A 22,281-nucleotide genomic window follows, 5' to 3' on the forward strand; every position below is an offset into this window, starting at 1 on the left:
TTTGGCAATTCTTTATCCACTAAAAGGTATCAGTGAGAGTGCCACAATGGATAAAAGTGCCGCCATTCCGCCATCAAATATTCGCCAATGCTTAGGAGAGCGAAGAATTTTAGCCAATTTGGGTGCAAGACCCGTCAATAATGAAAACCATGTCAGTGAGGCCAGACAAGCCCCCATCACGAACGCCAGCTTATTGGTTTGCGACGAGCCAACACTGCCAATCAACACCACGGTATCTAAGTAAACATGGGGATTAAGTAAGGTAATAGCCAATGCCGTTAAACCAATTTGCCATGCGCTTTGGATACGAACCTCTGGGTCAGCCTTTAATCCACCCGTTCCTTTGATAGCACGTTGCGCAGCGTTCCAAGCTAACCACAAGAGCAACGCAACACCCGCCCAAGTTAATACAGGCACTAAAGGAGGTAACCATTCGCGTAGATGATGCACTGAGTAAACTCCTAGCGTAATCAACACAGAGTCACAGACAATACACACCATGGCAATAACAGCGCGATGCTGTCCCCGCATGGACTGACTCAGCACCCAAGCATTTTGCGCACCGATGGCCACGATGAGCCCTAAAGCCACCACAAACCCTGTCACAAATGCGGTCATCACCTATCTCCCCAATATAAAACGTTATCGACTGGGCAAGACTAGCGAAAGATCGTATCATTAATCAAACGAATTATTTTAACCTATTATTAGCTGAGCTTATGATTGACTATCGCCTTCTGCAAGCCATGGCCGCCGTATTAGAACAAGGTGGCTTTGAACGAGCTGCCAACACCTTACATCTCACTCAGTCTGCCGTGAGCCAACGCATTAAACAGTTGGAACAACAACTAGGGCAGCCCGTACTGATTAGAAGCATTCCACCAAAAGCCACATCGTTGGGTCAACGCTTACACAACCATCTTCAACAAGTCAGGCAGCTAGAAGCGGGGCTTGAACTCTCTGCTAACCCGGATGATTTAATTGTTCGTATCACCGTGAACGCAGACTCATTAGACACTTGGTTACCTGCTGCTCTTGTCTTACCTACTTATCCGTTGTTGCGATTTGAAGTCTCTGTGGAGGATCAAGCGGTGGGATTACGACGAATGAAGCAAGGGGAAGTGATGGCTTGCTTATGCGCCAGCGATGAAGTCGTCAATGGTGGCGGCGCTATTGCACTTGGCATCATGCGCTATAGAGCACTTGCTAGCCCCGAGTTTATTGCTCGATTTGAACTCAACACGGCCGATCCCGTTAAACTGAGACAAGCACCTTGTTTGGTGTACAGTCGAGATGACCGACTTCAACATCAATTTATGGCGGAAGTTGCCGGAACCGAACCTGTTTACACGCATCACCTTCCCTCTTCAGAGGGCTTTATTCGTGCTGCTTGTGCAGGGTTAGGCTATGGCATGATGCCCGAGTTACAGGTTAAAACGGAGCTTGAAAATGGATCATTGGTCGATTTAGTACCTGGATACAGTATGGATGTACCGCTTTACTGGCACTATTGGCAGATGGAAAGTCCAGTCATGGAAAAGCTTCGCCAATCAGTGCTTGCGGCTGCTCGGCAAGCACTGTATTGACGCTGAGTGGCTGAAAGTGTTGATCTGCTAGATACGAGGATCCGTCGCACGAACGCTTTTGCGCGCTTGGTGACGCTCATGAAATGCCTGCAGTTCAGGGTAATCAGCAAAATCATTCAGTCGTCTAAACATGACCCAATCGATTAAACAGTAAAGACAAATGGCCGGAAAGTGCCAATACTCGAACACACCCAGTTTTAACTGATCCTCTAGTACCTGTAACGTGGTTTGAATGCGTTCACGCTGCAGATTAAAAAACAATGTATCTTGCGTGGTATCGATGCCTGAACGAGACAAGAGAAGTAGCTCAATGAAAGAGTCACTTGCTGCATTTATTATCGTAATGGCGTTCTCATCATCGATGGTAGTGACTTCTTTTTCGAGTTTATGATTCAGATAATTAAAAATCACTCTAGAATCAAACACCGCTTGCCAATCATCCACTAGCATAGGAATTTTCAGTGCTGGATTGATACTTCTGAGTGTGGCTCGACCTTCTTCACTGTAGATGTCGATATTAACAAACTCATGAGGCACATCTTCCAGCCAAACACGTAAACGACGCACATAAGGGGACGTAGTAGAACCATACAATTTCATAGCAGGCATCCTTATTGTTATACCTGAGATTATTCAGTTCAGCTTAGCCGTTAACTAGGTGAATTGACAAGAGATCTTAGTGGTTCTGTTTTCCGTAATCGTGATATTGTTATCAGGCTGGAAAAAATACAAATCAATCCTAATAAAACCAGCCTGAGTTCTATTCAAGTATTAACTATCGGAGCCGCCCCCATGACACAGCGCCCACTGACTCAGTGGCTTTTACTTTTTTCTTTAGCCATGATCTGGGGGAGTTCCTTTGCACTTACCAGCATTGTCCTGCGTGAACTCAGTCCAGCCTCGGTGGTGTTCTTGCGCAACCTATTTGCCTGCTGTTTGCTCTTTCCTTTGGCGCTAGTGCTTCGTCGCTCATTGCCTAAAGGTACTCGTTTATGGTTGTTTATTTTAGCCATGGCACTGATAGGTAACGCCCTTCCCTTTATGCTCATCAGTTGGGGACAACAAAGAATTGATAGTGCTCTAGCAGGTATTTTGATGGCTGTTATGCCATTGGTAACGATCATCTTGGCGCACTTTTTTATACCGGATGAACCACTCAATCGACCAAAGCTGATAGGTTTTTTTATCGGATTTTTAGGTATTTTTGTGTTGATTGGCCCAAGCGCCTTGAGCGCATTTCAGCTCAGTGGTGAAGCCTTCTGGGCTCAGCTTGCCGTACTGTTAGCAGCGATATGCTATGGCATGAATGGCATCATTACACGACGTAAACCCAAAAGTGACTCATGGAGCACAGCAGCCTCAGTACTGATGATCTCCGCGGTGATGCTATGGCCACTGGCTGCGTTCACATCCGGTTTTAGTCATCAGTTAGAGCTTCAAGGCTTACCTGGTTTTACTAACTTAACTGACTTTTCACAGAAAACCTGGATCGCCATTACCCTATTAGGCTTTATCTGTACGGGTATCGGTACGGTGATTTATATGACTTTAATTCACTCCGCTGGCCCTAGTTTCGTCTCGTTAATTAACTACTTGATTCCTATTTGGGCCATGATACTGGGGGTCACTTTTATGAATGAAGTCTTGTCTTGGAGTCACTGGCTAGCACTCGCCCTGATTCTAAGCGGAATTGGAATCTCCCAAGGACGCAGTTTCAGATCTGTAGTCAAACAAGATCCATGAAGTGGTTGATTATTTCCATAGCTCACGAATAGGCGTGTCTTCAGAAAATCGGTGACTTACTTGCGCTAAAAAAAGCTCAGCGGTTGCCAAGGCGTCTGTGAGTGCGTGATGTTGTCGATAATAGGGTAGATGGTAACGTTCGCGACTGTCTACCAATCTGATCGAAGGTAACGTGTGACCCCGAAAGCGCTGCCAAAGTGTTAAGGGCTTGGCGCGATGAAGTCTCGCTTCCAACTCCATGGTATCAACAACGGGGAAAACAATACCTTCGTTAATACGTTTCTCTAGTGCAGCATTTAAAAAAGGCCGTTCGATTCCACGGTGATGAACCACAACAATTCGACCTTCGAGTGCCTTGAGTAAATATTCAACGATCCGCATCATATCAGGCGCACTTTTAATGTCTGAGTGGGTAATACCGTGCACCACCACAGAGTCTTTATCTAAGGTTGTTCTTGGGCGAACGATCCAGTGTTTAGCGCCTTTGCAGTGAATTCGCTGAAGATCGAAAGGCACTAAACCGATGCTGACGATACCATCACGCTTAGGATCAAAACCGGTAGTTTCAAAATCTACGGCAACAAATGGAATAGCCTTGATGGGGGTATCTGGAGCAAACGTACCGGCTTTATAAAAAGACGTTAAACGATCATCTTTTACAGATGCTAGGCGCTGCTGATAAAGCTGAAGCCAATCAATCTGTTGGATATCCGTCTTAATTTTTTCAGTGCTTAAGTACATAGTATTTATCGCGCACCTTGATAACGGAATTTCATGAATTTTTGTGCATTACTGAGTATCTGGAAAGCATCTTTGAGATTCTTGCGTTCAAACTCGGATAAGTTTTCCGGTGCTATGCTGTTATCGGGTGTTTCCCCTCTTTCTAACGCTAAGGCTTGGTGACGAATTCTAACCATAGAGATCAACTCTAACGCATCACGTAAGTCCTGCCCTCGCCCCCTAGGCAATATATCCGCTTCGATAATCTCATCTAAACGCAAGAAAGAATTACGTGCTTTGGAACCAATCGCCAAGGCATGAACCCTAGCTAAATCAGCTAAAGGGGCGGTACCTCGACGTTTCATATTGATAGTATTGTTTTGGCGGCCATCCTGTTCCATGACAAAATCTTTGAAGAAGCCCAGCGGCGGCGTTCTGTTTAGTGCATTTCTCGACATCGCAGCAAGAAAACGTTTTCCCTGTCTTGCTTTACGGACAATATGGTCATTCAAGTGATCCGCCCACTCGGTTTTGCCCCACACACCTTCTAGATCAAAGAAAATGGAGCTATGCAGCAGGCCTTCCAATGATGGGTTATCAATCCATTCGGTAAAATACTGCTGCCAAACACGCTTAGGCTGACGCCACTGTGTATTGGTCGCCATAATATTGCCTGTACAGTAGGTATAACCGCAGGCATCTAAACCATCGCTAACAAATTTAGCCAAGGCAGCGAAATAGTCATCGTGAAGCTTAGGGTCAAATGAATCATCCAAAATCATGGCGTTGTCTTGATCGGTAACGATCAACATTTCATCTCTCGCCATCGAACCTAATGCCAAGAAACAATAGGGTATCGGCGGAGGACCCAACGCCTCTTCACCTAGCTCTAATAAACGCTGCTTAAAACTGCGACCTATGACCGCCATAGAGCTACCAATCATGCGCGAATTCGCATCTTCATTGACCATACGAATAAAGCTGGCACGCACATCAGAGACGAGGGCTTTTAGATCGTCGACTGAGTGCTGACGGAAGATATTACTAACAACAAACAAACTGTTTTGTGACTCGTAGCGAATGATGTCAGAGATCGCAATAACACCTACTGGACGATCTTTTTGCAATACTGGCAAATGGTGCAAATTATGGCGAAGCATGGCGAGCATGGCTTCAAAAACAAATTGGCTGGCGTCAATGGTAATCAACTCTTCCGTCATGATTTCGCCCACAGGCGTGCTATAGGGTAAACCTTCAGCAACCACGCGAGTACGTAGATCACGATCGGTAATAATACCTGCAACACTATTGGCTTTTGGATGATCAGGAGGATTCATGATCAATAAAGAAGAGATGGATGACTCTGTCATCAGAAGCGCAGCTTCATGAACACTGGCGCTACTGATTATTGAGACAGGTTCACGTGTGATCAAGGAGGTGACTTTGGAAGTCATTAGCTCATTGGCATCTTCTCGACGCGCCACAGCTTGGCGTAATCGTGTTCTGTCTTCAATTTCAACAGCATCGGCAAACTGCTCGAACTCATCGAAGAGTTTATTAAACACAGCCACCGGAAGAAAATAGATTAAGGTATCTTCAATCGCTTTTGCAGGAAATCGAATTTTTCCATCGCGGAGTAAGCCAAACTCGCCAAAAAAACCACCTTCAGAAAGCTTGTTATAAAGCTCGCCATTGCGACGGTAAATATCGACGGCACCCGATCTTATTACATGCAGAGCATCTACTTGTTGGCCAAGTTCCAAAATCTGAGTGTCTGCTTTGAAATAGCCCACTTCAATCTCGGTAACAACCCAACCTAAGGTCTCCTCTGGTAGGCCATTAAAAGGAGGAAAACGTCTGAGAAAATCCAGCACTTCTATTGGCTCAATCTGCATAAAGCCTCAACGATATGATTAATGAAAGCTCGCCACAGCCGAAACGTCTCTGGCGAGCTTTGCGGGTTAAATATCAACCTCGTGGTTCAGACGCCAGTCCTTTGAACAAGGCTACGCAAGCAACCAAGAGTACAATCGTAAATGGAAAGCCTGTACTCACAGCCATGGCTTGCAAGGCAACAAGACCACCGCCTAGTAACAAAGCCACCGCTATTAAGCCTTCAAAGGTACACCAGAATACGCGTTGTGGTGTGGGCGCATTGACCTTACCACCCGCAGCAATGGTATCGATAACCAATGAACCTGAGTCAGAAGAGGTGACAAAGAAGATTACCACTAAGATGATTGCGATGAAGGACGTAATCTGTGCCAGTGGCAATACATCCAGCATGCTAAACAATTGCAGCGGAAGTGCAGCATCCGCGGCGCCAGAGTAGCCACCCACATATTGACTGATCGCTGTGCCACCAAATACAGTCATCCAAAGCACACAGGCCGCCGAGGGTATCAATAGCACAGAGATCATAAACTCACGCACGGTGCGTCCTCGTGACACACGCGCAATAAACATACCGACAAATGGCGACCAAGAGATCCACCACGCCCAGTAGAAAGCAGTCCAGCCAGAAGCAAAGTTACTGTCTTCGCGGCCTATCGGATTAGCAAGTGCAGGTAAGTGTTGAAAATAAGCAGCTAGATTGGCAAAGAAGCCCGTCAATATCGCTAACGTAGGACCAACCAGGATCACAAACAGCATGAGCAAAACAGCCAGCGTCATATTAATCTGAGACAATCGCTTAACACCGGCCTCTAAACCTGCAACCACCGACACTAATGCGATCAAGGTAATACCGAAGATCAATAGCACCTGCATGGTCGTGCCTTCAGGCAATCCAAATAGATAATTTAAGCCTGCCGCTGCTTGAGAAGCACCAAAACCTAATGACGTCGCCAAGCCAAACAGTGTCGCAAACACCGCTAAGATATCAATAATATGACCAGGCCAGCCCCATACTCGCTCACCCAATAGTGGGTAGAAGACTGAGCGAACCGTTAATGGCAAACCTTTATTGAAGGAAAACAAGGCTAACGCCAACGCCAAAACAGCATAGATAGCCCAAGGATGAAGTGCCCAGTGATAAATGGTCGCAGCCATGGCCAAACGTTCAGCCGCTTGTGGATCACCTGCCGCACCACCTAACGGCGCCCAGTCTGTTCTAGCGCCCGCTTCACCAGCAACACCGCCCATTGAGGATGCGAAATGAGACAGCGGTTCAGATACACCAAAGAACATCAATCCGATACCCATACCTGCGGCAAACAGCATTGAAAACCAGCCAAGGTAGGAAAAGTCAGGTGTCGCTTCAGTACCACCTAGGCGGACTTTGCCCAATGGAGAGACAATCAAAAATAAACAGATGAGTACAAAAATATTACCCGCACTGATAAAAAACCAGTCTAAGTTACCGGTTAACCAGTTTCGTAGATTATTAAACAGTGGTTCAAGATGGGCCTGAAAGGCTAAGGTAAGAATAACAAAAGCAACTACCGTAAGACCGGATATTAAAAAGACTCTGTTGTGTATATCAAGGCCAAAAGGGCCTATTTGTAATTCAATATTATCCTGTCCAATTTGGTAATCCGTATCTATGGGATTGACCTCACCGTCAGGCACCATTGGGTCTTTCGAGTCATGCTCACTCATAGTGAAAGAAACCTCGCTTGCTAGTTTTTGTTTAATATTTCCATCGGCAATGTCTCACAAGAAAGCGCACTACATCAGAATAACTTATGATTAATGCATTATTCATAAGGAAATACTATTCAGTCTTTTATGGTAACACCCAGTTTTAGCCTTGTACAATTCAGCTAAAACTGGGAAGACCAACAAAAAGCTAACTTCGCGGCTCTGAAGCAAGCCCTTTCAATACCGCAACGCAAGCCACTAAAAGAACAATGGTGAATGGAAAACCTGTCGAAACCGCCATTGCTTGAAGCGCTGCAAGACCTCCACCTAGTAACAATACAATGGCGATGACACCCTCAAAAGTACACCAAAAAACACGTTGGGGTGTCGGTGCATTGACTTTCCCACCCGCTGCAATCGTATCGATGACCAACGAACCAGAATCTGAAGAAGTGATAAAAAATACTACAACCAAGATAATGGCGATAAAGGAGGTAATCTGGACCAAGGGTAAGGCTTCAAGAGATAAAAACAGCTGCAAAGGTAAAGCAGCATCGGCAGCTGCACTGTACCCCGAAACAAACTGGCTGATCGCTGTACTACCAAACACGGTCATCCACAGCACACAGGCAGCAGAAGGTATCAGTAATACAGAGATCATAAACTCTCGTACAGTGCGTCCACGAGAAACACGCGCTATAAACATACCGACAAAGGGTGACCAGGAGATCCACCAGGCCCAATAGAAAGCAGTCCATCCTGAGGCGAAATTACTATCTTCTCGTGCTATTGGGTTAGATAAAGCCGGTAAATTTTGAAAATACGCAGCTAAGTTTGAAAAGAAACCCGTAAATATAGCGAGTGTTGGGCCCACAAGAATAACGAACAGCATGAGCATGACTGCCATGACCATATTGACTTGTGAAAGACGTTTAACACCCGCTTCTAACCCTGCAATAACTGATATCAATGCAATAATGGTAATTGCAAAGATCAGCACCACTTGTGTGGTTACCCCACCTGGAATATCAAATAAATACTCTAAACCCGCCGCTGCTTGTGAAGCACCGTAGCCTAGAGAAGTTGCCAAGCCAAAAAGGGTTGCAAACACAGCCAAGATATCAATAAAGTGACCTGGCCAACCCCATACCCGCTCACCTAATAACGGATAAAATACCGAACGCATCGTCAGTGGCAATCCTTTGTTAAAGGAGAATAATGCCAAACTTAACGCAATAACCGCATAGATTGCCCAAGGGTGTAATCCCCAGTGAAATATTGTCGCAGCCATCGCCAGGCGCTCTGCGGCCAACGGATCACCTGCTGCGGCTCCTAAGGGAGCCCAATCGGTTCGTGCTCCTACTTCACCAGCAACGCCACCCAATGATGATGAGAAATGAGACAAAGGTTCAGATACGGCAAAAAACATCAGCCCGATACCCATTCCTGCCGCAAACAACATGGAAAACCAACTTAGATAGGAAAAGTCTGGTTTGGCTTCAGTCCCTCCTAAACGAACTTTACCCAAGGGTGAAACAATCAAAAATAGGCAAAGTAATACGAAAATATTAGCTGCACTGATAAAAAACCAACCTAGGTTGCCCGTTAACCAGTTTCTAATCTGAGTAAACAATGGCTCTACTTGAGACTGAAACACCACAGTCAAGATAACAAACGCAACCACTGAAATAGCAGAAATCAGGAAAACACGGTTATGGATATCTAAGCCAAATGGCCCAATTTTTAATTCAATGTTGTCTTGTCCAATTTGGTAGTCTGTATCGATAGCATTGACCTCACCATCAGGCACCATTGGATCTTTAGCGTCATGTACACCCATAATGACAGATACTCCGTTCAATTATGTTGATTGAATATCGCTCTCTGAAATCTTTCTACTGATACCTCAGCAAAGCGTCATAGAGACCGGCAATACAATGCGCTCCTAATATCCACTCATGTTATTTTTCTCAGCAATATCAGCAGAGCACTGATGATTTTTACACTAACAACTCAACCATTTTTCTGCGCCACAACTGCGCCCTACACGTGCTTATTCACGACAAATACAATTACTTAATAAATAAACGTGTCATTTCGATAAGTCTTTACGGAACTTTCTACTTATGTAGAATGTCAGTGAGTATTCATACAATAAGAGTGGCCTGCTACTAGCACGGGCACGTTAAACGACCGGAAATTGAACAGGATAAACCATGCAACTAAGCGTCTTGGTTATTTACCTTCTGGCCGCGCTGACACCCTGGCTGTACAGCAAACAACAGGCCCGAACTGCTAACATTTTGGCACTTCTGCCTGCTGCATTGACCCTATGGTTTGCGTCTCACATCCCCTTAATCACCAGTGGTGGCATATTGGTTCATGAGTACGCATGGATACCCGGCTTAGATATCTCACTGACCATGGTGCTAGATGGTCTATCACTGATGTTCGCGTTATTAATCTGCGGCATTGGTACATTTATTCTGCTTTATGCAGGTAGTTACTTAAAAGGTCATAAAGACTTAGCCAGATTTTTAGTTACCCTACTGGCATTTATGGGGTCTATGCTCGGATTAATCCTTGCTGACAATCTCATCACCCTATTTGTATTCTGGGAACTGACCAGCATCACCTCATATTTACTGATCGGGTTTAAACACGAAAGTGCTGATGCTCGTAAAGCAGCCTTGCAAGGTTTGATAGTTACTGTCGGCGGAGGTCTTGCACTGCTCGCAGGGCTTATCATGCTTGCTGGCGCAGGGGGGAGTTACTCGCTGCAAGAAATCTTCAATAGCTCAGAAGTGTTAAGCGAGCATCCTCTTTATGTGGGCATGATGATCTGTATCCTTTTAGGTGCATTCACCAAATCCGCTCAATTCCCTTTCCATTTCTGGCTTCCCAATGCCATGGCCGCACCGACGCCTGTCAGTGCTTATCTTCACTCTGCAACCATGGTTAAAGCGGGGATCTATTTGATGGCTCGTCTCTACCCTGAACTGGGTGGTACAGAGTTCTGGATCAATACACTGACCTCTTTCGGTGCCCTAACCATGCTAACGGGTGCATTTATGGCCGTTCGCAGCACCGATTTGAAAAAATTGCTTGCCTACTCGACAGTGATGGCTCTAGGTACATTGACTCTGTTGCTAGGTTTAAGTACAGAACTCGCCATGATGGCGTTTGCAGCCTATTTACTAGCGCATTCTCTTTATAAAGGTGCGCTGTTTATGCTGGCGGGGATTGTTGACCACGAAACTGGAACTCGTGATGTCACACAACTCGGCGGGCTAAGAAAATTGATGCCAATTACGGCGATCTGCACCTTAATAGCTGCTTTTTCCCTTGCAGGTTTGCCACCGATGTTTGGCTTTGTCGCAAAAGAATTGTTGCTAGAATCCCTTCTCAAAGGCCCCGTAGGTTTATTAATCATATTAATGGTGATTACATCAGCCATCTTTGTGGTTGTCGTTGCCGCAGTGATCGCGCTCAAACCTTTCTACGGACGCTTTGTGCCACAAGCTCGTACCATTCATGAAGCACCTAAATTGATGCTAGCTGGACCGGTTGTTTTAACAACCTTATCATTGCTTGCGGGCTTGTTCCCTGCTGTGACAGGTCAGTTAATTACCTTACCTGCTTCTATGGCTGTTGCAGGTCAACCGATAGAAGGATATTTAGCACTCTGGCACGGCATTAACCTGCCACTGCTTCTATCAATAATCAGCCTTGCCGTAGGTTATGGTCTATACCGTTATTGGGATACCCTAAGGGATACCTTGCGCATCCTTAACCCCATCATTGAACGAGGTCCAGAAGCAGGTTATTTCCGCTTTATGCAGGGCATTGTGATTGTCTCAGAGTGGCAAACACGTGTGCTACAAAATGGTTCGATGCGTAATTACCTTCGCACCATCATACTGACCTTTGTGGGTGTAACAGGCTACACACTACTATGGCGTTACCAAGTTCACTGGAACTGGGATGTCAGCGTGTATTTACATGAAATAGTCGTTGTACTGATTCTGGTATCAGCCGCAGCCGCCGTCAGTATCACGGGTTCACGACTTGGCGCCGTAGCAACCATGGGATCAGTAGGCTTCTCAGTTGCCTTAATCTTTATTTTATTCAGTGCAACAGATTTAGGCATCACTCAAATCTTAGTGGAAACACTGACCGTCATCCTGCTGGTATTAGTACTCTTCCGCCTTCCGGGTTTCTCCAGCACATCAACCCCTGCGGAGCGCGGCAGAGATGCGTTTGTCGCTGTGCTGACGGGTGTGCTGATGACATTATTGATCATGATCACTATAGATGTGCAGTTGTTCCCATCCATTTCAGACTACATGATCGAAAACAGTCAGCCTTTAGCTTATGGACGTAATATCGTTAACGTCATATTAGTAGACTACCGCGCACTGGATACCCTGGGTGAGATCTTCGTACTCGCACTGGCAGCGTTAGGTGTTTACGCCATGATTAAATTCCGCCCGGATACACAACCCGGGGCAAACCATTATGCCGGAACTCTAATCCTTCCACCCAAGCAGGTTCCCGAAAAGCATCTAGTGTTGTCATTGGATGAGCGTAAGCAGATTAAAGAAGAACAGATTCGTGCAGAAAAATTAAGAATCAAGGCTGAAGCGGAAGCAAAAATTGCCACTGAAACGTCTTCACTGACAGCATCCAATTCTTCTAATGCGACTGAAGATGATTCTTTAAACACAACATCTTCCGATGAGCAGAGCAACAACTCAGAATCAAACAAAGGAGCTCAGTAACATGATGAAGCCAGGTACGTTGATTCTTCATGTAGCGGCTCGTTTTTTAGTTCCGCTACAGTTACTTTTCTCGGTGTTTTTGTTGCTTCGAGGTCACAATGAACCCGGTGGTGGCTTCATTGCAGGTCTTGTTGCCTCAGGAGCCTTTGCGCTGTATCTCTTTACCTTTGGTGCGGTAATGACGCGTGACTTAATGCGAATCGATCCCCGCAATCTTATCGGCATTGGCTTGTTTTTGGGAATGATTTCAATCTTCCCTGCTTGGTTTCAAGGTGAAGCCTTTTTAACCTCACAATGGTGGCCAGTGATGCTTCCAGGTGGCAACGAAATTAAGTTATCGACACCTCTTATTTTTGATATTGGTGTGTACTTTACGGTCTTTGGTTCGGTGATGCTGATGCTAGTGGCATTGACTGAAACTGAAGAGCGCTAAGAAGGGGAAAACAATGGAACCTATAATGGCAATTGCGGTGGGCTGTTTGTATGCCGCCGCTATCTACATGATGCTAAGGCGCAGTATTGTTAAGCTGGTGATTGGCTTAATGCTACTCTCAAATGCGGCTAACTTATTAATATTTACTTCCGCTGGCATGACGCGCGGCGCTCCTCCTCTGATTCCAGTGGGAGCCATGCAGCCTGAAGGCATCATTGCAGACCCCTTACCGCAAGCATTAATTCTAACCGCGATAGTGATTGCATTCGGTGTACTCGCATTTGCAGTGGTACTGATACACCGTGCATACAACATTATTCATACCGACAACCTGGATCAGATGAAGGATACCGACACGTGAGCCCAGAAGTTGCACTGCCGATAATTGTCCCACTGATGACAGGTACGCTAACACTGTTAGTGTGGCGTTCTAATATGTTGCAAAAAATACTTTCCATTATTGGAAGTATCGCTTTGCTGATAGCCAGCATCTGGCTATTGGTCAGCGTCAAGGAACAAGGCCACGTCGTTATGTACATGGGCGGCTGGGTTGCGCCCTATGGTATTACCCTAGTCGCAGACATGCTCAGCGCGATCATGGTTGTACTGACGGGCATGATGGCTGTGGCGATTGCGGTGTTCTCTTTATCGTCTGCATCCGCGAGCCATGAGCGCTTTGGTTACTACCCTTTAATGCACCTTTTGCTGGCGGGTGTTGCAGGCTCCTTCTTAACTGGCGATATTTTCAACCTGTATGTCTGGTTTGAAGTGATGCTAGTCGCCTCTTTTGCCCTGCTGATCTTGGGTGGCGAACGCGCTCAAATGGAAGGGGCTGTTAAGTATGTCACTCTAAACCTTCTCTCCTCAGCAATCTTCCTCAGTGCCATCGGCTTACTCTATGGCTTAGTCGGTACACTCAATATGGCCGATATTGCACTGAAGCTTTCTCAGACTGAGCATACTGGCCTTGTGGATGTGATTGCGGTCATGTTTATGGTGGCTTTTGGCATCAAAGCAGCAGCTTTTCCGCTGTTTTTCTGGCTACCCGCTTCTTATCATACCGGCCCTGTCGCTGTTTCTGCCCTATTCGCAGGCTTGTTGACCAAAGTCGGCGTCTATGCACTTTTCCGTGTATTTACGCTTATATTCAACCAGAGTCCAGAGTTTACTCATCAACTGCTGTTATGGGTGGCTGCATTCACCATGATCACAGGGGTTCTAGGTGCAGCGGCACAGTTTGAGTTCCGTCGAATATTATCATTCCATATTGTCAGTCAGATCGGCTACATGCTGCTTGGATTGGCGCTGTTTACACCTTTAGCCATTATTGGTGGGGTGTTTTATATCATGCACCATATCATCGTGAAGACGAATCTATTCCTGATCAGTGGTATTGCACACCGATTACTAGGAACTTACGACTTGAAAAAGCTCGGCGGTTTGTACAAAAGTCGTCCTTTCTTAAGTGTCATGTTCCTGATACCAGCATTATCACTGGCTGGACTTCCTCCGCTTTCCGGATTTTTTGCAAAATTTATCGTGATTCGCGCAGGGATTGAAGCTGAAGCTTGGGTGGTCACTGGCGTGGCGTTATTAGTGGGACTACTCACGCTGTACTCCATGATCAAAATCTGGGCTGAGGCTTTCTGGAAAAAGCTACCCGATGAAACAGATGGCAGTGGTCTTAATCAAGCCATGACGCCCTCATTGGCAGCGTTATATCTACCTGTGATCATTTTAGCGGCTTGCACCTTATTTATCGGCTTAAATGGCCAGCCCATTTATATGATGGCTGAATTTTCCGCCCAACAATTGATGAACCCAGCGGGTTATATCGAAGCGGTTCTGGGGGTGAAACCATGATGGGATTTATGTGGAACCTGCTACTCGCACTTATTTGGGTGGTATTAACCGGAGATCTTAGCGGCATTAATCTATTCGCGGGCATGGTTGTTGGCTACATCGTCCTAGGACTGATGCAACGCCAAATACCCATGCTAAGGGGGTACACCAGTCGCTTACCACGACTGATTCGCTTTATCTTCTTTTTCTTTAGAGAGTTGATCATGGCAAACATGCGTGTTGCCTTTGATATCGTAACTCCTGTTTGGCATATGAAACCCGGTGTGATCGCCTTTCCTCTGGAAGCTCGCACAGAGATGGAAATCACCATGGTTGCCAACATTATTTCGCTGACACCCGGAACCCTGAGTTTGGATGTTTCCGACGACAGACGGGTGTTATTTATCCATGCGATGTTCCTTGATGATGAGCAGTCTGTTCGTGATGACCTCAAAGAGATGGAGCGTCGGGTTTTAGAAATCCTTCGCTAACCGATTTAACGGGAGGAACTGTGCAATTTGTCATTTATTTAAGCTTTGCCACGATGAGCTTAGCAATGGTGATTATCTTCATTCGACTGATCATCGGTCCAACGCTACCCGATCGAGTCGTTGCCCTAGAGCTATTGGCGTCGGTCATCGTTGCTATGATCGGTGCTTATGCCATTTACACTGATACGTCTAGCTTCATCGATGTTGCCATCGTTGCTGCGTTAACTGCATTTTTAGCCGCGATAGGCTTTGCTCGATTCTTAGAGCGCGGAGGTCCACGAGATGATTGATTGGATAATTAAGTTATTAATGCTTAGTAGCTCTATTTTTATTTTACTCGCTGCCATTGGTGTACTTCGATTACCAGACTTGCTGACTCGCATGCATGCCAGCACCAAAGCAGGTGCCTTAGGCATTACCTTGATGATGATTGCGGCTAGTTTTCACTTTTTTGATTCTGTGGTGATGGCGAAAAGCTTGGCAGTTATTATTTTCATCCTGATTACTGCACCCATCGCAGCGCATGCTATTGGACGAGCAGGTTACTTCGTCGGAGTACCGGTATGGAGTAAAACAGTGAAGGATGAGTTGATCAACTGTTATGATCCAGACTCGCATCGATTAATGAGCGGATTGGAAACCGAAGAAGAACTGGAGGTTTATCGTCAGAATCTCGACTATAAACCTCGCATTAGAGTCTCTTCTAAAGACAAAAAAGATTAAGGATAAAGAGCAGCATTACGACTGGTAATGCTGTTCCAATACTTTCGCTAAGCCAAACGCATCCTCGGCCCCGGCGGTTTCTCTAATGGAATGCATCGCAAACTGAGGAACCCCGACATCAACGGTTGGGATACCGGTTTCCGTCGCAACAATGGGGCCAATCGTGCTACCGCATCCTTGATCACTACGCACCACAAAACTTTGTACCTTAACACCTGCCCTATTGGCTAAATCGCGGAATTGAGCGCTGGTTTCGCTATTACTGGCGTAACGTTGATTGGCGTTAACTTTGATCACGGGTCCCTGATTTAAGAGTGGCCCGTGATTATCATCATGACGCTCTGCAAAATTCGGATGTATTCCATGCGCATTATCAGCTGAAATAAATAGTGAGTTCGCTAAGATGGCATAACGATTTGACTCTCTAGGTAACACTCGGTCCAACCATTGAGACAACATAGGGCCTTGAGCACCACAGGCGCTCGCACTGCCAACTTCTTCATGATCATTACAGATCAATACTTGCCCTGCCCCCGACGTTGATACCAAAAGTGCCTGCAATCCAATAAAACAGCTTAAGAGATTATCCAAACGAGCAGACACGATAAAGTTTTCGTCTAAGCCCACTAAGCTAGCTTTTTGACAGTCATAAAATGCCAGTTCGTAGTCCAAAACCTGTTCAATTGAAGTATCCGTGGTCGATAAAAGCTGCTGTTTCAGTAATTCACGAAAGTCTGGCTTTTCAGTTGCTTGACCTACGATAGGCGGCAAATAGGTTTGCGCATTAATACTTCGTGTGACATTCGCTTCACGATCAAGATGAATAGCTAAGCTTGGTATAATGGCTATGGGCTTTTGAAAATCAATTAAATGACTTTTAATATCACCTGAGGTTTGTTTAACCGTAATACGCCCCGCTAAGGATAGATCACGGTCAAACCAAGGATTGAGCAGAACGCCACCATAAACCTCAACACCGAGTTGGAAATAGCCCTGTTTGAGTAATTCAGGCTGAGGTTTAACTTTTAAGCAAGGGGAATCAGTATGTGCGCCAGTAAAGCGAATACCTGATTCAAAACCATGACTATCAGTAGGCTGCCTCCACGCTATAATTGATGAACCATTTCGCGTAGAGTAATAGCCCTTTCCAGCCTCAAGATTCCAATGTGACGACTCGTCTAAAAAAATAAAACCTGCATCATCTAACAAGCATCTCATACTCTTGACCGCATGAAAGGGGGTTGGTGATGCATCCAAAAAACTTAATAGTTGTTGGTTAAAAACCTGTTTGTTTAACTTGCTACTCACAAGCAGCTCCTAAAAATATGTCAACATTTCCTTTATTTTACATTACTCCTGCCGATGACTACACTGGAATATCCTGTATGATTAGAACCAAACATAATGGAACCAGCGTACACTGAATGATGTCTTACTTCAGAGATGGAATAATCAGGAACTATCCAGACAATGATCAGATTTAAGTTCACAACACTGCTAAGCGTCATTTTGATCGCATTGCTGATGCTTTCAATGCCTATTCACGCTCGTTTCACAGCAGAAAGACAGCATGAAGAAGCCTTGTTAGATGTCATAGCATCACTCCAGCATAATCACTATAGCGGCAAACAACTCAATGAACAGATGTCGTCTGACATTTTTGACCGCTATCTCAAAGATTTAGACCCATCCAGGATCTACCTTTTCTCTTCTGATGTGAGAGAGTTTGAACATGCCAGAGAAGTTATAGGTCTGGAAATACTGATGGGCAATAGCCAAACAGGCTTTGCTATCTATAATCGCTTTCATCAGCGACAGCTTGAACGTCTTAATTTCATGCTCAATCTTTTAAACGATGATAAGCATGTATTTGATTTTAATTCCGAACTAACCATTGAAACAGACAGGTCTGAAGCAGATTGGATCCGTACTTCTGAAGAAATGGATGAGCATTGGTACAAACGCCTAAAAAATGCCTTAATCAGCTTAAAATTAGCCGATCAAACCCTTGCAGAAGCACGCGAAACACTGATTCAGCGTTACGAAAGTCAAATCAATCGTCTGGAGCAAACCAATAACGAAGATGTATTTGAACGTTATGCCAACGCAATTGCTCATGTGTTTGATCCACACAGTCAATATTTATCGCCTCGCAATCAAGAAAATTTCCAGATCAATATGAGCTTGTCTTTAGAGGGAATTGGTGCAGTACTTCAGGGTGAAGATGAGCATACTAAAGTGGTTAGATTGGTTCCGGGTGGACCCGCCGATCTAGCTGGTCAGCTCCGCCCTTCTGATATTATTGTCGGTGTTGGTCAAGATGAAGAAGGCCCCATCCAAGACGTGATTGGGTGGAGACTCGACGAAGTGGTTAATTTGATACGTGGCCCGCGTGAAAGCACGGTTCGCTTACAAATCATCCCAGCCGACTCAATTGATCGCTCAGCTCGTCGTGTCATCACGATTACCCGTGATCGCGTTCGACTTGAGGAACAAGCAGCGCAGCGCCGCATTATCGATGTTGAACGTCAAGGTCAGCCCTATCGCATCGGTGTTATTGAGATACCCGCTTTCTACATCGACTTTGCTGCTATGCAAGCCGGAGATCCAGAATATAAAAGTACCACACGCGATGTAGAGCGTTTAATTGAAGAGTTGAAAACCGAAAATATTGACGCGCTTGTTGTCGATCTTCGCAATAACGGTGGTGGTTCATTGCGTGAAGCAAATGAATTGACCGGTTTATTTATCAGCCGTGGTCCAACCGTTCAAATTCGTGATGCAACCGGACGGGTTGATATTCTGGGTGACTTTGACCCGAAAGTAGCCTGGAGTGGTCCTATGGCGGTCATTGTTAATCGCCTCAGTGCATCAGCTTCAGAGATTTTTGCGGGGGCTATACAGGATTATAATCGTGGATTAGTGGTAGGCAGTCGCACTTTTGGTAAAGGAACAGTGCAAACATTGCTGCCCCTAGAACACGGCCAAATGAAACTGACACATGCCAAGTTTTACCGTATTTCTGGTGAAAGTACGCAAAACAAAGGGGTCGAGCCTCATATCATTTTCCCAACACTGTTTGACGAGAAAGTCGTTGGCGAAAGCGCTTTAGAAGGCGCCCTGCCTTGGGATACTGTTCATCCAGTGCGTCACGGTCGCTTCCCAAGCTTAACACCCGTGTTAGATGATTTAATTCTTCGGCATGAAAATCGCGTCGCTGAGAACCCTGACTTTGTGTTCATGCAACAGCAAGTTGAACGCAGCAGAGAACAACGTCAATTAACCGAAGTACCCTTAAACATTTCAGAAGTCCGTGATCAACGTGACGAAGTAGAGCGTTGGCAGATCAGTACGGAAAATGAACGCAGAATGGCTAAGGGTGAACCACCTATTGCTAAATTAAGCGATCTAGATGACTTACTTCCCAAAGACAGCCAAGGACGATCCATCAATCCAGAAGCTGAGTCAATTCTATTTGAAACAGCAGAAATCATGGTCGATTTTATAGATGTTCATCTATCAAATACCGCTCAGACATCTAACAGAGTCGTGAATGGCAACTGATGACAAAGAAAAAAAGCCAGCCTCTTCTGATGAAGGGGCTGAGCAGTCAACCAAAGGTAAGAAGAATCTAGTAAAAATTATTGCTGCACCCATCGTTGTTATCCTCGTAGGCGTAGCCGGCTTCTTCGGCTACGGGGCCCTTCAGCAACAAACGGCTGCCAACCAAGTTAACCTTGAAAAGTTTGGTTTTGATCTGCGTGGTTCTCAATTCGAATCAACTGAGGGCGTTCTTGGTGAAACCCAGCTTCCTTCCACATTCGGTACAGAAAACTTAACCCCCGCAGAACGTGTAGTGCATAGCCTTGTTCGCGATAGAGAAAACTTAATTATCGAAAACAGAACACTAAGACAGCAAATAGAGGCATTAGAAGTTCAATTACAAAGTTTTGAAGAAGATCGCCGTATTGCTGAACATTTCATGCCAGAAAACTTCAATCAAGAATTACAGCGTGTTGAACGTATGCTGATGACTTATTTACGTCAGTCAGCTGATGCACAGCGCTTTAGCAATTTCCGACTCGAAATTATGGCGGCTGCCGGTCGAATGGAATACGAACGTTTTGTATTTAGTAATTCATTAATGCTGGATGCTGTGCAAAGAACTGAAATTGTTGTCGATTTTTTACCTGCATTCATGTTCTGCGTGGGTGATGCGGTCGACTTAGCCGCTAACAACTTTAGCGAAGAGCGTGAGATTCGCGACTTTTTGGGCAGTCCTGACAACCATCGTTTATCTCCTATTTTACAGGAAGATCTTGATATAGTGCTGCCACCTTGCCAAAGAGAACTTCGAACTGCCTTGCAGCAGCACATGGCTCATCTATTACCCTAACATTAACCTTCTACTGCAATAAAACAGCTCAAACACCTTTCACATCACTCCTTAAAACTGAGCATTTTTTATGCAAAAGGTATCAACTTATATGCAAGCCCTGTATAATTTGACCTCTTTTTTCGTGGAACTGATACTTCGCCAGTAGCGTATCAGCTAAACGATTAATGCTAACCGACCCTGTATAACTGGCGATACAGGCTGGAAGCTGCAATTGCGGCAAACTATAGGACAATTTCATGAGCGAAAGCTTTGCTGATCTTTTTGAAGAATCTTTACAATCTCTGGATATGACTCCAGGCACACTGGTTACAGGTGAAGTCGTTGATATCGATAGCGACTGGGTAACCGTCAATGCCGGTTTAAAATCTGAAGCGGTTATTCCTCGCTCACAGTTTTTAAACGACAACAACGAGCTTGAAATCAAACTAGGTGACTTCGTTAAAGTTGCTCTAGAAGCCGTTGAAGATGGTTTCGGTGAAACACGTCTGTCACGTGAAAAAGCTAAGCGTTCAGAGGCTTGGGAAGTTCTTCAGAGCAAATTTGACGCCGAAGAAACCGTTAAAGGTTATATCTCTGGTAAAGTCAAAGGCGGTTTTACTGTCAGCATTAACAATATTCAAGGTTTCTTGCCAGGTTCATTGGTTGACGTACGTCCAGTTCGTGACGTCGATCACCTTGAAGGCAAGGAATTAGAGTTCAAGCTGATCAAGCTAGATCCTAAGCGTAACAACATCGTTGTTTCACGTCGTGCGGTTATGCAAGAAGCTAACAGCGCTCAGCGCGATGAACTTCTAGCGGCACTTGATGAAGGCCAAGTGGTTAAAGGTTTCGTTAAGAACCTGACTAACTACGGTGCGTTCATCGACCTAGGTGGCGTTGACGGTCTACTTCATATCACTGATATGGCGTGGAAGCGTATCTCTCACCCAAGTGAAATGCTGAACCCAGGTGATGAGATCTCTGTTCGCATCATCAAGTTCGACAAAGATTCTGGCCGTATCTCTCTTGGCCTGAAGCAACTGTCTGAAGATCCATGGGAAGCGATCAAAAACCGTTACCCAGCTGGCTCTAAAGTTGCAGCTCGCGTGACCAACCTAACTGATTACGGCTGCTTTGCTTCTATCGAAGACGGCGTTGAAGGTCTGGTACACGTTTCTGAAATGTCTTGGACTAACAAGAACATCCACCCATCTAAGATCGTTCAGATCGGTGATGAGGTAGAAGTGATGATCCTTGATGTTGATGAAGAGCGTCGTCGTATCTCCTTGGGCATCAAACAGTGCACCGTTAACCCATGGATTGCCTTCTCTGAGAAGTTCGCTGCTAACGATAAAGTCACTGGTACGATCAAAACCATCACTGACTTCGGTATCTTCGTTGGTCTTGATAATGATCTTGATGGACTGGTTCACATGTCTGACATTTCTTGGGAAGCGGATGCTGAAACAGCACTACGCCAGTACAAGAAAGGTGACGAAGTTGAAGCCGTTATCCTGTCAATTGATGCTGAAAAAGAGCGTATCTCTTTGGGCATCAAGCAACTGGAAAGCGATCCATTTGCTGAGTTCGCAGCAAGCAACGACAAAGGCACTATCGTTAACGGTACTGTGAAGAGTGTTGATGCTAAAGGCGCAGTGATTGAACTGGCTGAAGGCGTAGAAGCTCAACTGAAAGTATCTGAGCTATCAGCTGATCGCGTTGAAGATGCTACCAGCATCCTAAAAGAAGGCGATGCGGTAGAAGCTAAGATCATCAATGTTGACCGTCGTAACCGCGTCATCAACTTGTCGATCAAAGCAAAAGATCAAGCTGAAGAGAAAGCTGCTATCAGCGCTGTTCGCAATCAAGAAGTTGAAGTGGCAGGTCCTACCACTATCGGTGACTTGATCAAGCAACAGATGGCTAACCAAAACAACTAATCTGATTAGTGTTTTGTGAAAAAGGCACCTTCGGGTGCCTTTTTTGTGCCTAACGTCTTTTC

At 45.4% G+C, this 22,281-nt stretch carries 19 protein-coding genes; 12 read left to right on the top strand and 7 right to left on the bottom strand.

Translation table 11 applies throughout. The features are described 5' to 3' along the window. Positions 1 to 12: 12 nt before the first annotated feature. On the bottom strand, positions 13 to 618 hold the full coding sequence (locus F7R24_RS01460) for a LysE/ArgO family amino acid transporter (RefSeq protein WP_151669449.1): 606 nt from the start codon (positions 616 to 618) through the stop codon (positions 13 to 15). 101 nt (positions 619 to 719) lie between these two features. Between F7R24_RS01460 and F7R24_RS01465 the strand changes: the two genes are divergently transcribed. Beyond that, entirely contained in the window at positions 720 to 1,586 is an 867-nt protein-coding gene (locus F7R24_RS01465) for a LysR family transcriptional regulator ArgP (protein ID WP_151669450.1), read from the top strand. A gap of 27 nt (positions 1,587 to 1,613) precedes the next feature. Here F7R24_RS01465 and F7R24_RS01470 read toward each other — a convergent pair whose 3' ends face one another. Continuing rightward, entirely contained in the window at positions 1,614 to 2,186 is a 573-nt protein-coding gene (locus F7R24_RS01470) for a glutathione S-transferase family protein (protein ID WP_151669451.1), read from the bottom strand. 63 nt (positions 2,187 to 2,249) lie between these two features. Between F7R24_RS01470 and F7R24_RS01475 the strand changes: the two genes are divergently transcribed. Next, positions 2,250 to 3,329 carry a DMT family transporter gene (locus F7R24_RS01475; RefSeq protein ID WP_168926751.1) on the top strand — a complete coding sequence of 360 codons (1,080 nt, stop codon included), beginning with the start codon at positions 2,250 to 2,252 and terminating at the stop codon, positions 3,327 to 3,329. Between the two features lie 9 nt (positions 3,330 to 3,338). On the opposite strand, the gene F7R24_RS01480 is transcribed toward F7R24_RS01475, so the two are convergent. From F7R24_RS01480 to F7R24_RS01495, 4 genes are all read right to left on the bottom strand, one after another. Continuing rightward, positions 3,339 to 4,070 carry a 3'-5' exonuclease gene (locus tag F7R24_RS01480; RefSeq protein ID WP_151669453.1) on the bottom strand — a complete coding sequence of 244 codons (732 nt, stop codon included), beginning with the start codon at positions 4,068 to 4,070 and terminating at the stop codon, positions 3,339 to 3,341. A gap of 5 nt (positions 4,071 to 4,075) precedes the next feature. After that, positions 4,076 to 5,944 carry a DUF294 nucleotidyltransferase-like domain-containing protein gene (locus F7R24_RS01485; RefSeq protein WP_151669454.1) on the bottom strand — a complete coding sequence of 623 codons (1,869 nt, stop codon included), beginning with the start codon at positions 5,942 to 5,944 and terminating at the stop codon, positions 4,076 to 4,078. Between the two features lie 73 nt (positions 5,945 to 6,017). Beyond that, positions 6,018 to 7,649, bottom strand: coding sequence for a BCCT family transporter (locus F7R24_RS01490; protein ID WP_151669455.1), 1,632 nt, complete (start codon positions 7,647 to 7,649; stop codon positions 6,018 to 6,020). Positions 7,650 to 7,839: 190 nt separating this feature from the next. After that, positions 7,840 to 9,471, bottom strand: coding sequence for a BCCT family transporter (locus F7R24_RS01495; RefSeq protein WP_151669456.1), 1,632 nt, complete (start codon positions 9,469 to 9,471; stop codon positions 7,840 to 7,842). A gap of 376 nt (positions 9,472 to 9,847) precedes the next feature. Between F7R24_RS01495 and F7R24_RS01500 the strand changes: the two genes are divergently transcribed. The 7 genes from F7R24_RS01500 to mnhG are packed head-to-tail and all read left to right on the top strand — an operon-like array spanning position 9,848 to position 15,901. Further along, complete coding sequence (locus F7R24_RS01500) at positions 9,848 to 12,412, top strand: putative monovalent cation/H+ antiporter subunit A (protein WP_151669457.1); 2,565 nt, start codon at positions 9,848 to 9,850, stop codon at positions 12,410 to 12,412. A gap of 1 nt (position 12,413) precedes the next feature. Continuing rightward, on the top strand, positions 12,414 to 12,845 hold the full coding sequence (locus F7R24_RS01505; RefSeq protein WP_151669458.1) for a Na+/H+ antiporter subunit B: 432 nt from the start codon (positions 12,414 to 12,416) through the stop codon (positions 12,843 to 12,845). 13 nt (positions 12,846 to 12,858) lie between these two features. Continuing rightward, the gene (locus F7R24_RS01510) at positions 12,859 to 13,206 is read left to right on the top strand and encodes a Na+/H+ antiporter subunit C (RefSeq protein WP_151669459.1); all 348 of its coding nucleotides are present in this window, start codon (positions 12,859 to 12,861) and stop codon (positions 13,204 to 13,206) included. Further along, entirely contained in the window at positions 13,203 to 14,708 is a 1,506-nt protein-coding gene (locus tag F7R24_RS01515) for a Na+/H+ antiporter subunit D (protein ID WP_151669460.1), read from the top strand. The genes F7R24_RS01510 and F7R24_RS01515 overlap by 4 nt, the downstream gene beginning before the upstream one ends. After that, on the top strand, positions 14,705 to 15,178 hold the full coding sequence (locus tag F7R24_RS01520) for a Na+/H+ antiporter subunit E (protein WP_151669461.1): 474 nt from the start codon (positions 14,705 to 14,707) through the stop codon (positions 15,176 to 15,178). The genes F7R24_RS01515 and F7R24_RS01520 overlap by 4 nt, the downstream gene beginning before the upstream one ends. Positions 15,179 to 15,198: 20 nt before the next feature. Then, on the top strand, positions 15,199 to 15,468 hold the full coding sequence (locus F7R24_RS01525; protein ID WP_206057448.1) for an MrpF/PhaF family protein: 270 nt from the start codon (positions 15,199 to 15,201) through the stop codon (positions 15,466 to 15,468). Beyond that, positions 15,461 to 15,901: a monovalent cation/H(+) antiporter subunit G gene (mnhG, locus tag F7R24_RS01530; RefSeq protein ID WP_151669462.1), complete on the top strand. Its 441-nt coding sequence runs from the start codon at positions 15,461 to 15,463 to the stop codon at positions 15,899 to 15,901. The genes F7R24_RS01525 and mnhG overlap by 8 nt, the downstream gene beginning before the upstream one ends. 15 nt (positions 15,902 to 15,916) lie before the next feature. On the opposite strand, the gene F7R24_RS01535 is transcribed toward mnhG, so the two are convergent. Beyond that, entirely contained in the window at positions 15,917 to 17,209 is a 1,293-nt protein-coding gene (locus F7R24_RS01535; RefSeq protein WP_151669463.1) for a M18 family aminopeptidase, read from the bottom strand. Between the two features lie 162 nt (positions 17,210 to 17,371). Between F7R24_RS01535 and F7R24_RS01540 the strand changes: the two genes are divergently transcribed. From F7R24_RS01540 to rpsA, 3 genes are all read left to right on the top strand, one after another. Beyond that, entirely contained in the window at positions 17,372 to 19,465 is a 2,094-nt protein-coding gene (locus F7R24_RS01540; protein ID WP_168926752.1) for a carboxy terminal-processing peptidase, read from the top strand. Beyond that, positions 19,455 to 20,297, top strand: a complete 843-nt coding sequence (locus tag F7R24_RS01545) for a hypothetical protein (RefSeq protein WP_151669464.1) — start codon at positions 19,455 to 19,457, stop codon at positions 20,295 to 20,297. Before F7R24_RS01540 ends, F7R24_RS01545 begins: the two co-directional genes overlap by 11 nt. Positions 20,298 to 20,536: 239 nt before the next feature. Next, on the top strand, positions 20,537 to 22,219 hold the full coding sequence (rpsA, locus tag F7R24_RS01550) for a 30S ribosomal protein S1 (RefSeq protein ID WP_151669465.1): 1,683 nt from the start codon (positions 20,537 to 20,539) through the stop codon (positions 22,217 to 22,219). Positions 22,220 to 22,281 lie beyond the last annotated feature (62 nt).

The sequence above is a fragment of the Nitrincola schmidtii genome (assembly GCF_008973715.1).
Taxonomy (GTDB): Bacteria; Pseudomonadota; Gammaproteobacteria; order Pseudomonadales; family Balneatricaceae; genus Nitrincola; species Nitrincola schmidtii.